This window comes from Streptosporangium sp. OZ121 (assembly GCF_051918885.1).
Lineage (GTDB): Bacteria > Actinomycetota > Actinomycetes > Streptosporangiales > Streptosporangiaceae > Streptosporangium.
The window spans coordinates 20,184-33,992 of record NZ_JBPXMC010000008.1 but is presented as its reverse complement, the minus strand read 5'-3'; the positions used below and the strand labels follow the sequence as shown (position 1 = coordinate 33,992).

Below are 13,809 nucleotides of genomic sequence, written 5' to 3'. Positions count from 1 at the left end.
CGCGGGAGACCGGGTGGGCCGGGTGGCACGGGGAGCCGGGGAGACGGACGCTCACTAGAAGTATCCCTCCCGCTTGCGGTCCTCCATGGAGGCCTCCGAGGCGCGGTCGTCGGCGCGGGTGGCGCCGCGCTCGGTGATCCGGGTCACCGCGATCTCGTCGATGATCGCCTCGACCGTCGCGGCACTCGACTGGACGGCACCGGTGCAGGTCACGTCGCCCACCGTCCGGTAGCGGACCGTCATGTCCAGGAGCGACTCGTCGTCGTCGCGGGTGATGAACTCGCTGTCGGCCAGCAGCATGCCGTCGCGCTCGAACACCTTGCGGGTGTGGGCGAAGTAGATCGAGGGAATCTCGATCCCCTCGCGCCGGATGTAGTCCCAGATGTCGAGCTCGGTCCAGTTGGACAGCGGGAACACCCGGATGTGCTCGCCCTTGCGGATCCTGGCGTTGTAGAGGTTCCACAGCTCGGGGCGCTGGTTCTTGGGATCCCACTGGCCGAAGTCGTCGCGGAAGGAGAACACGCGCTCCTTGGCGCGGGCCTTCTCCTCGTCGCGGCGGGCGCCGCCGAACACCGCGTCGTACTCGTTCTCCTCGATCGCGTCCAGCAGCGTCGTGGTCTGCAGCCGGTTGCGCGAGGCCCTGCGGCCGGTCTCCTCGACGACGCGGCCGGCGTCGATGGAGTCCTGGACGCTGGCGACGACCAGGCGGGCGCCCAGCTCGGCGGCGCGGCGGTCGCGGAACTCGATGACCTCGGTGAAGTTGTGCCCGGTGTCGACGTGCATCAGCGGGAAGGGAATCGGCGCCGGCCAGAACGCCTTCTCCGCGATGCGAAGCATGACGATGGAGTCCTTGCCCCCCGAGAAGAGCAGACAGGGACGCTCGAACTCCGCCGCGACCTCGCGCATGATGTGAACAGCCTCTGCCTCGAGGACGTCGAGCTGCGACGTGGTGTAGTCGCGCTGAAGCATCAGACTCTCCTAGCGGGGATTAGCGGTGCAGATCCCGGATTCCAGCGAGCAACGTTGGCGCCAGTCCCGGTAGGGATACAAGAATATCCGGCAACGAGGGGTCAGGCTGGTTGTAGACCAGCGGCGAGCCGTCGATACGGCTCGCGTGGACCCCGGAGGCGAGGGCCACCGCGACGGGCGCGGCGGAGTCCCACTCGTACTGGCCTCCGGCGTGCACGTAGGCCTCGACCTCGCCGGTGAGCACGGCGGAGATCTTGGCGCCCGCCGAACCGATCGGCACCAGGTCGGCGCCGGCGAGGCGGGCCAGGTTCTGTACGAACTCCGGCGGGCGGGTCCTGCTGACCGCGATCCGCGGCCTGGCGCCCGCCTCGGGGGCGGGCGGCACGGGGGGTTCGAGGGTGGAGAGCGTGCGGCCCTGGGCGGGCAGCGCGACGGCTCCGGCCGTCAGCGTGCCGCGCTCCCAGAGCGCCACGTGGACCGCCCAGTCCGCGCGGCCCTCCTCGGCGAACTCGCGGGTGCCGTCCAGCGGGTCGACGATCCAGACCCGATCGGCGCGCAGCCTGCGCGGGTCGAGACGCTCCTCGCTGGTCGCCTCCTCGGACAGCACGCTGTCACCCGGGCGCAACCGGGACAGCGCCTCCATCAGGAACACGTGGGAGGCGGCGTCGCCCTCCCTGCGAAGCTCGGACGGGTCGCCGAAGCCCCGCTCCGCGCGCAGGGCGGCCAGCTTCTCGCCTGCCGTCGTCGCCAGCTCCGCGGCGAGTACGTGATCGTCGCGAACGGTCATCAGTATGCTCCAGCTCCTCGCGCGACAGCCGACCAAGTCTTCCACAGGATCTGCAGGTCCAGCATGAGGGACCAACTCTCCACGTAACGCAGGTCCAACCGTACGGATTCCTCCCAGGAAAGGTCGGAACGACCACTTACCTGCCAGAGACCGGTCATCCCGGGCTTGACCAGTAATCGGCGGCGGACGTCGTCACCGTATCTGGCGACCTCCTCGGGCAGTGGCGGCCGAGGGCCGACCAGGGACATGTGTCCCAGGACCACGTTGATCAGCTGGGGCAGCTCGTCCAGCGAGTGGCGGCGCAGCCGGGCGCCCAGCGGGGTCACCCTCGGATCGTCGCGGATCTTGAAGAGTACGCCGTGCCCGTCGCCGACCAGGGCTATCTTCCGGCGCTCGGCGTCGACGCGCATCGTCCGGAACTTGTAGATCGTGAACTCGGCGCCGTCGCGGCCCACCCTCGTCTGCCGGAAGAACGCCGGTCCCGGCCCCGAGGCCCGTACGGCCACCGCCACCCCCGCCAGCAGCGGCAGCAGAGCCGCCAGCAGCAGCCCGGCGCCCACCCTGTCGAACAGGTTCTTGAGCACCTGGCGCAGGCCGGAGATCTCGGGGTGGTCCACGTGCAGCAGCGGCAGTCCCGCCGCCGGGCGGATGGTGATCCGCGGCCCGGCCACCTCCATCAGCGCGGGAGCCACGATCAGGTCCGTGTGGGTCTTCTCCAGCTGCCAGGCCAGCCGCCGCAGCGCCACCCCGTCCATCTCCGGGCAGGCGAGCACGGCCACGGTGTCGGCCGAGACCTGCCCGACCGCGAGCGCGACGTCGGTGAAGTCGCCCAGCACCGGCACGCCCTCCACGTCGCCCATCCCGTCGTGCGGGGCACACGCCGCGACGACCTCCATGCCGTGGTAGCGCTCCCGGCGGAACCTGCGGACCAGCTCGGCGATCGCCGCCCGGTGGCCCACGGCCACCACCCGCCGCATGCACCCGCCCCGCGCCCGCCTGCGGTGCAGGGAACGGCGCAGGGCGTAGCGCGAGAGGAGGGTGAGCAGCGTCGTCAGCGGGAGCGCCAGCACCACGTAGCCCCGGGCCACCTCGATCTTGGTGAGGTAGGCGCAGACGGCGAGGGCGGCGGTGAGCATGAAGCCGCACTGCAGGATCCGCTGGAACTCCTCCGAGCCCAGGCCGATCAGCCGGGGCTCGTAGGCACGGTTCAGCGCGACCACGCAGACCCAGACGGCGGGCAGGACCGCGCTCAGCATGACGTAAGGGAAGACGTAGGCGGTAACCTCGCCGAATCGAACGAACAGCGCGAGGGCTCCGGCCAGGGCGGCGCAGGCGGTGTCGGCGGCGACGGCCGTCGCGCGGTGCTCCCGCACCCAGCCCGGCATGCGCCGGCGCGCGGCCGGAACGGCTCCGGGCCCGGTTTCCTGTGCGGTCTGGACTGCGGTCACGTCGCGCACGCGCTCCCCCTGCGTAACCGTTCACGGACAGACAGTTATGGAATGGTAGCGGCGGCGGGAGAGGCCCGAAGGTTGAAGACCGAAACGTACATCTCTGTGGATGTCGAGGCCGATGGTCCCATTCCGGGGGCATATTCAATGGTCAGCTTGGGGATGACCGTTGCCGGGCGGATGACCGGAAAGGTCTTCGAACCGGTGGATCCGCAGACGCACACGCACTATGTGGAGCTGCGACCGATCAGCGACGACCACGTTCCCGAGGCGCTCGCGGTGAGCGGGCTGGACCGGGAGACGCTGCTCCGCGAGGGTCGCGACCCTGCCGAGGCGATGCGGGAGGCCGCCGCGTGGGTCCGCGAGGTGTGCGGGAACAGCTCGCCGGTGCTGGCGGCCTACCCGCTCTCCTACGACTGGATGTGGATTTACTGGTATTTCATGCGCTTCACCGGCGTCTCACCGTTCGGGCACTCGCGCTGCGTCGACCTCAAGACGCTGTACGCGGCCAAGGCGGGCGTGCCGATCGGCTGGGCGACCAAGCGGCAGATGCCCGAGCACCTGCGGTCCCGGCGGCCGCACACCCACAACGCGCTGGACGACGCGATCGAGCAGGCCGAGCTGCTGCAGAACCTGATGGCGTTCGACCCGCAGCGCCCCTGAACGGCCCGATACCCGAACGGCCCGATACCCGAACGGCCCGATACCCGAACGGGCCGACGCCCGAACGGTGGCCGGATCACCCGGGCGGGCGGATCACCCGGGCGGGACCGGTTATCTGGGCGGGCCGGAGATGTTCAGGTCGCCGGTGTGGAAGGCGTTCTGGGTCGGCTCCAGGCCGACCCTGATCAGCGACTCCACCACGTCCGCGGCGCGGTCGACCAGGAACGCGAGGTCCTTGCGCTCGGCGGTGGCGAAGTCGCGCAGGACATAGGCCGCGGCGTCCATCCGGCCGGGCGGGCGGCCGATGCCGAACCGCACCCGCAGGTAGTCCTTGGTCGCCAGCGACTTGGTGATCGACTTCAGCCCGTTGTGGCCGTTGTCGCCGCCGCCCAGCTTCGCCCTCAGCGCGCCGTACGGGATGTCCAGCTCGTCGTGGACCACGACCACGCGGGCCGGGTCGACCTTGTAGAAGTCGGCCAGGGCCTTGACCGGCCCGCCGGAGAGGTTCATGAAGGACAGCGGCTTGGCCAGCACGGCGGGGACACCCGCCAGGCGGCCCTCCAGCACCTCCGCCCGCGACCGGTGCGCCTTGAACCGTCCCCCGGCTCGCGCGGCGAGCTCGTCCAGGACCATGAACCCCGCGTTGTGCCGGTTCCCGGCGTACTCCGGCCCGGGGTTTCCCAGGCCCACGACCAACCAGCGGTCCACGATCGGCATCCCTTCACACGCGCGTCAGGGCGGCCCGGTCCCGGGCCGCCCTGACAGATCTAGCAGAGAAAACTACTCGGCGCTCTCGGAGCTCTCGCCCTCGGCGGCCGGAGCGGCCTCGGCCGTCTCGGCGGCCTCGCCCGCCGGCTCGGCGGTCGGGGTCTGAGCGACGATCAGGACCAGCGCCTCGGGGTCGGCGGCGAGCGTCGTGCCCTTGGGCAGCTTCAGGTCGGCGGCGGTGATCTGGGTGCCGACCTCCAGGCCCTCGACGTCGACCTCGACGCCCTCGGGGATGTGGGTGGCCTCGGTCTCGACGGAGACGGAGACGAGCTGCTGGTCGAGGATGCCGTCGGCGACCTCGCCCACCACGGTGACGGGGATGTCGACGGTGACCTTCTCGCCGCGACGGACGAGGATGAGGTCGACGTGCTCCAGGAAGCCCTTGATCGGGTCACGCTGGACGCCCTTGGGCAGGGCCAGCTCGGCCACCGCGCCCTCGAGACGGATCAGCACGTTCGGCGTACGCAGGGCGAGCAGCAGGTCGTGACCCGGCAGGGACAGGTGCTGGGGGTCGGTGCCGTGCCCGTAGAGGACGACGGGCACCTTGTTCTCGCGACGGATCTTGCGGGCGGCGCCCTTGCCGAACTTGTCACGCAGTTCGGTGGTGATGACCACTTCGGACATGGCTGATCTCCTAGGGATCTCGGGAATCGGAAAGGTGCGCTCCCCCTCACCCGCCCTAGCGGAAGGCGTTACGAGCGCACGCAATCCCACAACCCTACCGTGTCAACGGTGACGTCGGCGCGCCGCGGCTCCGGCCGCCCCCGGGAACGCGTCGGCGACGGGTTACCGGGGGGCGGGATGTCAGCTGTCGCCCTCGAAGAGGCTGGTCACCGAGCCGTCGCTGAAGACCTCGTTGATCGCACGGGCGATCAGGGGGGCGATCGACAGCACGGTGAGCTTGTCGAACCGCTTGTCCTCGGGGAGCGGCACCGTGTTGGTGACGATGACCTCGGAGATCCTGGAGTTCTTCAGCCGGTCGACCGCGGGGTCGGAGAACACCGCGTGGGTGGCGGCCACGACCACGTTGGTGGCGCCCTGCTCGTACAGCGCGTCGGCCGCCTTGCAGATCGTTCCCGCGGTGTCGATCATGTCGTCGATCAGCACGCAGGTCCGGCCCCTGACCCGGCCGACGACCTCGCTCACCTTCACCTGGTTGGCCACGTCGAGGTCGCGGCGCTTGTGGATGAAGGCCAGCGGGGTGCCCAGCGTGTCGGCCCAGCGCTCCGAGAGCCGCACCCGGCCGGTGTCGGGCGAGACGACCGTGGTCGTGGCCAGGTCGAGCTTGTCCTTGAGGTAGTTGACCAGGACGGGCATGGCGAACAGGTGGTCCACCGGGCCGTCGAAGAAGCCCTGGATCTGGGAGGTGTGCAGGTCGATCGACATCAGCCGGTCGGCCCCGGCCGTCTTGAACATGTCGGCCATCAGGCGGGCGGTGATGGGCTCGCGGCCCCGGCCCTTCTTGTCCTGGCGGGCGTAGCCGTAGAACGGCATGATCACGGTGATCCTCTTGGCGGAGGCACGCTTGAGGGCGTCCACCATGATCAGCTGTTCCATGATCCATTGGTTGATCGGCCAGGTGTGGCTCTGCATGACGAACGCGTCACAGCCGCGGACCGACTCCTGGTAGCGGGCGTAGATCTCCCCGTTGGCGAAGTCGCGCAGCGTGGTCGGCGCCGCGTCGACCCCGAGGTGGCTCGCCACCTCGTCCGCCAGCTCCGGGTGCGCGCGCCCGGAGAAGAACATCAGGTTCTTCTCACCGGTCTTCTTGATGCCGCTCATGCCGTCCCCCTCGCCTGACGGCACACCGATGTCCGCGCGACGCTGCCGTGCCCGCCGGGCCGCTCGCTTCGCTCACTCACGTCTGGCTCCCCTGCTGTTTCCCGGCCTCGGCGGCCCTTAGCGCCGCCTCGGCCGATCTGGTGCCCGCGCGCCTGCGCGCGACCCACCCTTCGATGTTGCGCTGCCGTCCGCGGGCCACCCCGATGGCCCCTGGGGGGACATCCGCGTCGATGACCGAGCCCGCGGCCGTGTACGCGCCGTCGCCGATGGTGACCGGCGCGACGAGCATGGTGTCGCACCCGACGAAGGCGCCCTCGCCCACCGTCGTGTGGTGCTTGTCGACCCCGTCGTAGTTGACGAAGATCGCCGAAGCGCCGATGTTGGCGCCCGCGCCGATCGTGGCGTCGCCCACGTAGCTCAGGTGGGGCACCTTGGCACCCTCTCCGACCTGCGCGTTCTTCATCTCAACGTACGTCCCCGCCTTGGCCTTGCGCGACAGGACCGTGCCGGGGCGCAGGTAGGCGTACGGCCCGACCAGGGCCTCGGGGCCGATCACGGCGTCGACGCAGACCGCGTTGCGCACCAGCGCCCCCTCGGCGACGATCGTGTCGGTCAGGGTGCTGGCGGGGCCGACCTCGGCGCCCTCGGCGACCGTCGTGCAGCCGAGCAGCTGGGTTCCCGGGTGGATCACCACGTCCGCTTCGAGGATGACGTCGACGTCGACCCACGTGGTGGCCGGGTCGATCACGGTCACCCCGGCCCGCATGTGGGCCTCCAGCAGGCGCGCGTTGAGCACCTTGCGGGCGAAGGCCAGCTGCACGCGGTCGTTGACGCCCTCCACCTCCACGTAGTCGGCCGCGATGTGCGCGCCGACCCGGTGACCGTCCTCCCGCAGGATCGCGAGGACGTCGGTGAGGTACTCCTCGCCCTGGGCGTTGGAGGCGGACACCCGCTTGACCGCGTCGGCGAGCAGGAGGCCGTCGAAGGCGTAGACGCCGGAGTTCATCTCCTTGATCGCCCGCTGCGCGGGATCGGCGTCCTTCTCCTCGACGATCTCCAGGACCGCGCCCGAGTCGTCGCGGACGATCCGGCCGTAGCCGTACGGATCGGGGACCTCGGCCGTCAGCACGGTGACGGCGTTGCCGTCCTGGCCGTGCCGTTCGAGCAGGGCCGCGAGGGTCTCGGTGCGCAGCAGCGGCGTGTCGCCGTAGGTCACCAGGACGGTGCCGTCGATGGTGCCGGACGCCTCCAGGGCGGTCCTGACGGCGTGGCCGGTGCCCTTCTGCTCGGCCTGCACGACGGTCTGCGCGTCGGGGTCGGTCTTGGCCAGATGCGCCTGGACGCGCTCCCGTTCGTGGCCGATGACGACAATGAGCCGCTCGGGTTCGAGACCCCGGGCGGCGACGAGCATGTGGTCGACCAGGGTTCGGCCGCACAGCTCATGGAGGATCTTCGGTGTTCTCGACTTCATCCGGGTGCCCTCGCCCGCGGCGAGGACGATGACGGCTGCCGGGCGCGGCACACTCACGGACGAGGCTCCCTCGGCGTCGCGGCTGAGACATGGCGAAGCGCGATGACGGATGGCCACCCCCAGGGCGCGGCATCGTCACCTGCTCGACAACGTGAGGATACCTTCCCGCCCGGGAACCCACTCAGCCGACCAGCCGAGTGAATAAAACAGACACAAGGGATGGCTCCGGCACCAGGACTCGAACCTGGACAACAAGGACCAAAACCTTGCGGGCTGCCAATTACCCAATGCCGGACCGACCAGGCGATCGGGACGGTTCCCGCACACCCGGCACCCCTACGATACAGAGCCCACGCCGCCGAACGCGCCTCGTTTACGGACCAGTCTCGACGCTCCGCCCCGGGGCCCGCACACCCACGACACACGCCCGCGCGACCACGCGCGCGAGGCCCCCCATCGGCGCCGCGTACAGCCGGACGGGCCCGCCCGCGCGACCACGCGCGCGAGGCCCCCGTTTAGCAGGTCAGCCGGGGGTAGAACAAGTGATGGACCCGCTACGACGTTAATCCCGAAGAGTCATGTTCCAGACATTCGGTTCTTAGGTGTTCCTAACTTACGATGGCGTAGGTTACGGTGGCGTAGCCGCACATGAGTCCTTGGCCCTTCCGAGCCACCGCGAGGTAGCGCATGACCCTCATCGAAGAACGCCCTGCTCAGGGCCCCAAACCCGACGTCGACCCCGAGCGGAAGACCCTGCCCGAGATCATCACCTTCGGGGTGGTGGTCGGCGCCCCGCTGATCGCCCTGGTGGTGGCCGTCCCGTTCGCCTGGGGATGGGGACTCGGCTGGTCCGACATCGTCATCGCCGGTGTCTTCTACGTGGTCACCGGGCTCGGCGTCACCGTCGGCCTGCACCGCCACTTCACCCACGGTTCGTTCAAGGCCAAGCGCCCGCTGAAGATCGCGCTGGGCATCGCGGGCAGCCTCTCCATGGAGATGTCGGTGCTCGACTGGGTCGCCACCCACCGCAAGCACCACAAGTTCTCCGACAAGGAGGGCGACCCGCACTCGCCGTGGCGCTTCGGCACGGGCTTCGTGGCGGTGTCCAAGGGCCTGCTCTGGGCGCACATGGGCTGGCTGTTCGAGGCCGACCGGGCCAACCGGGAGAAGTACGCTCCCGACCTGGTCAAGGACCCGGACATCATCAAACTGCACAAGCTCTTCCCGGTGCTGGCGATCACCACGATGGTCATGCCCGCCGTGCTCGGCGGCCTGCTGACCTGGTCGTGGTGGGGCATGGCGACCGGCTTCTTCTGGGGCACGCTGGTCCGGATCGGCCTGCTGCACCACGTGACCTGGTCGATCAACTCCATCTGCCACGTCTTCGGCGAGGAGGCCTTCGAGTCGCGCGACAAGTCGCGCAACGTGTGGTGGCTGGCCATCCCCTCCTTCGGCGAGTCCTGGCACAACCTGCACCACTCCGACCCGACCTGCGCCCGGCACGGCGCACTGAAGGGGCAGATCGACCTCAGTGCGGGTGTCATCCGCTGGTTCGAGAAGGCCGGATGGGCGTACGACGTCCGCTGGCCGACGCCCGAGCGCCTGGCCGCCAAGCGCATCGCCGCCTGACCCGGGGTTCGGGTGCCGTCGGACAGCGAGGGGACGCCATTATGAGAACCGTGAGCGAACCCCGACGGCGCATGTCAGGTAAGGAACGCCGGGAACAGCTGATCCAGATCAGCAGGACCCTTTTCGCGGAGAAAGGGTTCGACGGCACCTCGGTGGAGGAGATCGCGGCGACCGCCAACGTCTCCAAACCGGTGGTCTACGAGCACTTCGGCGGCAAGGAGGGCGTCTACGCGGTCGTCATCGACCGGGAAATGCAGAAGCTGCTGGGCCTGGTGACCGAGGCGCTGTCCGCCTCGCACTCGCTGATCAAACTGGAGCGGGCGGCCCTGGCCCTGCTGGCCTACGTGGAGGAGAACAGCGAGGGTTTCCGCATCCTCGTCCGTGACTCGCACGCCGCCTCGGGGACCGGCACGTTCGCCAGCCTGATCAACGACATCGCCAGCCAGGTCGAGGACGTCATGGTCGACGAGTTCGTCGAGCGTGGCTACGACCCCAAGCTGGCTCCCATGTACGCCCAGATGCTGGTCGGCATGGTGGCGCTGACCGGCCAGTGGTGGCTGGACGTGCGCAGGCCGCCGCGCGAGGAGGTCGCCGCCCACCTGGTCAACCTGGCCTGGAACGGCCTGACCGGCCTGGACCCCGACCCCCGGCTGACCGCCGCCTCGCGCGGCCTGGAGCACCGGCTGGCCCACCAGCCGCAGCGCCCGGCCGACTCCCACCCCTCCGGCTCAGGCCCGCGGCCCCACCCGTCCGGCCCGCGGCCACACACCGGGGAGACCGCGAAAACGGAGCCGCGCACCGCGGAAACGGAGTCACGCGGCGGGGAGACGGAGTTACGCGCCGCGGGGCCAGCGCCGTACGTCGCGGAGACAGAGACGGAGACAGAGACAGAGACGGAGACGGAGCCGCAACCGGCGGGATCACCCTCGCTCCCGCGCCCCGAGTCGTCGCCGCCCCCGACGGAGAAGGAGATCCGGGAGCTGGAGAAGGCGCGCGAGCGGGAGCTGAGGAACCAGGAGAAGCTGCGCGAGCGCGAGCTCAAGGAACGGGAGAAGCTGCGGCAGCGCGAGCAGCGCGAGGCCGAGAAGCTGGCCAGGGAACTGGAGAAGGCACGGCTCCGCGAGGAGCGGGAGCTGGAAAAGGCGCGCGAGCGGGAGTATCGGGAGCAGCAGCGGTTGCTGAGGGAGCAGGAGAAGGCGCGCCTGAAGGAGGCCAAGACCGCCGAGCGCGACGCCCTCAAGCACGCGAAACTCGTTGATGAAGCGCAGGGAAAACTTGAGCCAAGTGAGTAAGCAACAGCGCTCGTTGAGACTAAATTAACGTTCCGTTCAACCAAAGCGGGCATTCTGGTCATATGTCCGCTGAACTCGTTCGTCCCACCCCCGACGGGCTTCCACTACCCCAGGAGCGCTTCCTCAACCGAGAGGAGAGCTGGCTCCAGTTCAACCAGCGAGTTCTGGAGATGGCGGAGGACTCGTCCCTGCCTCTGCTGGAGCGGGTGCGGTTCCTGGCCATCTTCGCCAGCAACCTCGACGAGTTCTTCCGTGTCCGGGTGGCCGGGCTGAAACGGCGGATGGCCACCGGACTGCTGCTCCGTACGAAGAGCGGGCTGAAACCCCGCGAGGAGCTGGCCAGGATCGCGGCGATCGCCAACGACCTCGCGCAGCGGCAGTCGGCCTGCTTCTACGAGCGGATCTGCCCGCAGCTGGGCGCCGAGGGCATCGAGATCGTGCGCTGGGACGAACTGGGCCGCGACGAGCGCGGCGAGATGCGCAAGCTCTTCAGGGAGCGGATCAGGCCGGTGCTGACGCCGCTGGCCGTCGACCCCGCCCACCCCTTCCCGTACATCTCGGGCCTGTCCCTGAACCTGGCCGTCACCGTCCGCAATCCCACGACCGGCAACACGGTCTTCGCCAGGGTCAAGGTGCCCAGCCAGCTCCCCCGCTTCGTCACGGCGTCCGTGAACCGCTTCGTCCCGCTGGAGGACGTGATCGCCGCCCACCTCGGGCAGCTGTTCAAGGGCATGGAGGTCGTCGAGCACCACGTCTTCCGGGTGACCCGCAACGAGGACCTCGACGTCGACGAGGACGTCACCGAGAACCTCATGCAGGCGCTGGAGCGCGAGCTGCTCAAGCGCCGCTTCGGCCCCCCGGTCCGGCTTGAGGTCGAGGAGACCATCACCCCCGAGGTGCTCGACCTGCTGGTGGACGAGCTGGGAGTGGCCGAACACGAGATCTACCGGCTGCCCGGGCCGCTGGACCTGACCGGGCTGCACGCGATCGCCGACCTGGACCGGGGCGAGCTGAGCTTCCGCCCGTTCGTGCCCGCGGAGGTCGTGCACGTCGAGGACGACATCTTCGCGGTACTGCGCGAGCGGGACGTGCTGCTGCACCACCCGTACGACTCGTTCTCCACGAGCGTGCAGCGGTTCATCGAGCAGGCCGCGGCCGACCCCGCCGTACTGGCCATCAAGCAGACGCTCTACCGCACCAGCGGAGACTCGCCCATCGTGGACGCGCTGATCGACGCCGCCGAGGCCGGCAAGCAGGTCGTCGTGGTGGTGGAGATCAAGGCCAGGTTCGACGAGCACGCCAACATCACCTGGGCCCGCAAGCTGGAACGGGCCGGGTGCCACGTGGTCTACGGCGTCGTGGGGCTGAAGACCCACTGCAAGCTGGCCCTGGTCGTGCGCCAGGAGTCCTCGGGCGAGCTGCGCAGCTACTGTCACATCGGCACGGGGAACTACAACCCCAAGACCGCCAGGCTGTACGAGGACCTGGGCCTGCTCACCGCCGACCGGCTGGTCGGCGAGGACGTCACGGACCTGTTCATCCACCTGACCGGCTACTCCAACCACTCGGCCTACCGGCGGCTGCTGGTCGCCCCGCACTCCCTGCGCGGCGGGCTGCTGGCCAGGATCGAGCGGGAGATCTCCCACCAGGAGGCCGGCCGCCCGGCCAGGATCAGGATGAAGACGAACTCCCTGGTCGACGAGCCCATCATCGACGCCCTCTACCGGGCGTCGCGGGCCGGCGTACCGGTGGACCTGTGGGTGCGGGGAGTCTGCACGCTCCGTCCCGGCATCCCCGAGATGTCGGAGAACATCAGGGTCAGGAGCGTGCTGGGCCGGTTCCTCGAACACTCGCGGATCTACGAGTTCGGCCACGGCCGGCGCCCGGAGATCTGGATCGGCAGCGGCGACATGATGCGCCGTAACATCGAACGCCGGGTGGAGGCGCTGGTCAAGGTCTCCAGCCAGCAGCAGCGCAGCTACCTCAGCGACCTGCTGGACCGGGCCATGTCGGACGACACCGCGACCTGGTGGCTCAACTCCGACGGGACCTGGACCCGCCATCCCGGCGATGACCTGCAGACCTACCTGATCGGCACCCGCCGGTGGAGAACGATCGATGACTGAGCGCGACACCCGCAGGGACGACACGATCCACGCGGCCGGGGCCGTCGTCTGGCGCGGCTCCCCGGACGCGCCGGAGGTCGCCCTCGTCCACCGGCCCAAGTACGACGACTGGTCGTTCCCCAAGGGGAAGCTGAAATGCGGCGAGCACCCCGTCGCGGGCGCGCTGCGCGAGCTGGCCGAGGAGGCGGGGATCACCGCGGAGTTCGGCCGGTCGCTGCCGTCGAGCCACTACCTGAAGGGCGGGCGGCCCAAGCGCGTCGACTACTGGCTGGCCAGGATGGTCGCCGAGGGTCCCCGTACCGACACGCACGAGGTCGACGGCGTGGTCTGGCTGCCTGTGGACGAGGCCGCGCGGCGCCTGACCTACGAGTGGGACGCCGGGCTGCTCGACGCGCTCGGCGAGGCGCCGCCGGCGACCACCCCGCTCGTCCTGGTACGGCACGGCCTGGCTGGCAACCGGCAGGACTGGGAGGGCGACGACGACGACCGGCCGCTCGACGGGCGCGGGCGCGGGCAGTCCGAGGTGCTGGCGGACGTGCTGGGCGCCTTCCGCCTCGCGGAGCTGGTCAGCTCCCCCAGCAGGCGGTGCGTGCAGACCCTGGAGCCGTACGCGAAACGGGCCGGCCTGCCGATCCGGCTCGAATCCGTCCTGTCGGAGAACGGCTACGACGCCCGGGCCTCCCTGCGCCTGGCCACGGAGGCGATGGCCTCGAACCGGCCCGTGGCGCTCTGCAGCCACGGCAAGGTCCTGCCCGAGCTGATCGCCGGGCTCGACGAGCGGGCGGGCGGCACGCGGCTGTCCAAGGGCGCGTTCATGGTGCTGCACCACACGGGCGGCGAGGTCGTGGCCGTGGACGACTACGAGGTCTGACAC

The 13,809-nt window shown here is 69.8% G+C and carries 12 protein-coding genes and 1 tRNA gene; 5 read left to right on the top strand and 8 right to left on the bottom strand.

What is annotated here, in order from left to right:
- Positions 1-54: 54 nt before the first annotated feature.
- From cysD to ACTOQ1_RS17010, 3 genes are read right to left on the bottom strand one after another with little or no spacing between them, the layout of a single operon-like run.
- Positions 55-969: a sulfate adenylyltransferase subunit CysD gene (gene cysD / locus ACTOQ1_RS17020; protein WP_440068191.1), complete on the bottom strand. Its 915-nt coding sequence runs from the start codon at positions 967-969 to the stop codon at positions 55-57.
- Between the two features lie 19 nt (positions 970-988).
- On the bottom strand, positions 989-1,756 hold the full coding sequence (locus ACTOQ1_RS17015; protein WP_440068189.1) for a 3'(2'),5'-bisphosphate nucleotidase CysQ: 768 nt from the start codon (positions 1,754-1,756) through the stop codon (positions 989-991).
- Complete coding sequence (locus ACTOQ1_RS17010) at positions 1,756-3,204, bottom strand: sugar transferase (RefSeq protein WP_440068187.1); 1,449 nt, start codon at positions 3,202-3,204, stop codon at positions 1,756-1,758. The genes ACTOQ1_RS17015 and ACTOQ1_RS17010 overlap by 1 nt, the downstream gene beginning before the upstream one ends.
- Positions 3,205-3,366: 162 nt before the next feature.
- Between ACTOQ1_RS17010 and ACTOQ1_RS17005 the strand changes: the two genes are divergently transcribed.
- Positions 3,367-3,867: an exonuclease gene (locus ACTOQ1_RS17005; protein ID WP_440068591.1), complete on the top strand. Its 501-nt coding sequence runs from the start codon at positions 3,367-3,369 to the stop codon at positions 3,865-3,867.
- Positions 3,868-3,978: 111 nt separating this feature from the next.
- Here the strand turns inward: ACTOQ1_RS17005 and pth are convergent, their stop codons facing one another.
- The 5 genes from pth to ACTOQ1_RS16980 form a co-directional block, all read right to left on the bottom strand.
- Positions 3,979-4,584, bottom strand: a complete 606-nt coding sequence (pth, locus tag ACTOQ1_RS17000) for an aminoacyl-tRNA hydrolase (RefSeq protein ID WP_440068185.1) — start codon at positions 4,582-4,584, stop codon at positions 3,979-3,981.
- A gap of 63 nt (positions 4,585-4,647) precedes the next feature.
- Positions 4,648-5,259, bottom strand: a complete 612-nt coding sequence (locus tag ACTOQ1_RS16995; protein WP_440068183.1) for a 50S ribosomal protein L25/general stress protein Ctc — start codon at positions 5,257-5,259, stop codon at positions 4,648-4,650.
- Positions 5,260-5,439: 180 nt separating this feature from the next.
- The gene (locus ACTOQ1_RS16990) at positions 5,440-6,417 is read right to left on the bottom strand and encodes a ribose-phosphate diphosphokinase (protein ID WP_344743831.1); all 978 of its coding nucleotides are present in this window, start codon (positions 6,415-6,417) and stop codon (positions 5,440-5,442) included.
- A gap of 76 nt (positions 6,418-6,493) precedes the next feature.
- Positions 6,494-7,945 (bottom strand): bifunctional UDP-N-acetylglucosamine diphosphorylase/glucosamine-1-phosphate N-acetyltransferase GlmU, encoded by a 1,452-nt coding sequence (gene glmU / locus ACTOQ1_RS16985; protein WP_440068181.1) that lies wholly within the window; start codon positions 7,943-7,945, stop codon positions 6,494-6,496.
- A gap of 163 nt (positions 7,946-8,108) precedes the next feature.
- Positions 8,109-8,183 (bottom strand) — tRNA-Gln (locus ACTOQ1_RS16980).
- Positions 8,184-8,575: 392 nt separating this feature from the next.
- Here ACTOQ1_RS16980 and ACTOQ1_RS16975 point away from each other — a divergent pair.
- The 4 genes from ACTOQ1_RS16975 (at position 8,576) to ACTOQ1_RS16960 (ending at position 13,806) form a co-directional block, all read left to right on the top strand.
- On the top strand, positions 8,576-9,517 hold the full coding sequence (locus tag ACTOQ1_RS16975; protein WP_440068179.1) for an acyl-CoA desaturase: 942 nt from the start codon (positions 8,576-8,578) through the stop codon (positions 9,515-9,517).
- 41 nt (positions 9,518-9,558) lie between these two features.
- Positions 9,559-10,809, top strand: a complete 1,251-nt coding sequence (locus ACTOQ1_RS16970) for a TetR family transcriptional regulator (protein WP_440068177.1) — start codon at positions 9,559-9,561, stop codon at positions 10,807-10,809.
- Between the two features lie 62 nt (positions 10,810-10,871).
- Positions 10,872-12,935 (top strand): RNA degradosome polyphosphate kinase, encoded by a 2,064-nt coding sequence (locus ACTOQ1_RS16965; protein ID WP_440068175.1) that lies wholly within the window; start codon positions 10,872-10,874, stop codon positions 12,933-12,935.
- Positions 12,928-13,806: an NUDIX hydrolase gene (locus tag ACTOQ1_RS16960; RefSeq protein ID WP_440068174.1), complete on the top strand. Its 879-nt coding sequence runs from the start codon at positions 12,928-12,930 to the stop codon at positions 13,804-13,806. The genes ACTOQ1_RS16965 and ACTOQ1_RS16960 overlap by 8 nt, the downstream gene beginning before the upstream one ends.
- Positions 13,807-13,809 lie beyond the last annotated feature (3 nt).

What these genes read in the sequence shown, in the direction of transcription:
- cysD (WP_440068191.1), bottom strand. Translation starts at nt 969, where the DNA reads ATGCTTCAGCGCGACTACACCACGTCGCAGCTCGACGTCCTCGAGGCA.
- ACTOQ1_RS17015 (WP_440068189.1), bottom strand. Translation starts at nt 1,756, where the DNA reads ATGACCGTTCGCGACGATCACGTACTCGCCGCGGAGCTGGCGACGACG.
- ACTOQ1_RS17005 (WP_440068591.1), top strand. Translation starts at nt 3,367, where the DNA reads ATGACCGTTGCCGGGCGGATGACCGGAAAGGTCTTCGAACCGGTGGAT.
- pth (WP_440068185.1), bottom strand. Translation starts at nt 4,584, where the DNA reads ATGCCGATCGTGGACCGCTGGTTGGTCGTGGGCCTGGGAAACCCCGGG.
- ACTOQ1_RS16995 (WP_440068183.1), bottom strand. Translation starts at nt 5,259, where the DNA reads ATGTCCGAAGTGGTCATCACCACCGAACTGCGTGACAAGTTCGGCAAG.
- ACTOQ1_RS16990 (WP_344743831.1), bottom strand. Translation starts at nt 6,417, where the DNA reads ATGAGCGGCATCAAGAAGACCGGTGAGAAGAACCTGATGTTCTTCTCC.
- ACTOQ1_RS16975 (WP_440068179.1), top strand. Translation starts at nt 8,576, where the DNA reads ATGACCCTCATCGAAGAACGCCCTGCTCAGGGCCCCAAACCCGACGTC.
- ACTOQ1_RS16970 (WP_440068177.1), top strand. Translation starts at nt 9,559, where the DNA reads ATGAGAACCGTGAGCGAACCCCGACGGCGCATGTCAGGTAAGGAACGC.
- ACTOQ1_RS16965 (WP_440068175.1), top strand. Translation starts at nt 10,872, where the DNA reads ATGTCCGCTGAACTCGTTCGTCCCACCCCCGACGGGCTTCCACTACCC.
- ACTOQ1_RS16960 (WP_440068174.1), top strand. Translation starts at nt 12,928, where the DNA reads ATGACTGAGCGCGACACCCGCAGGGACGACACGATCCACGCGGCCGGG.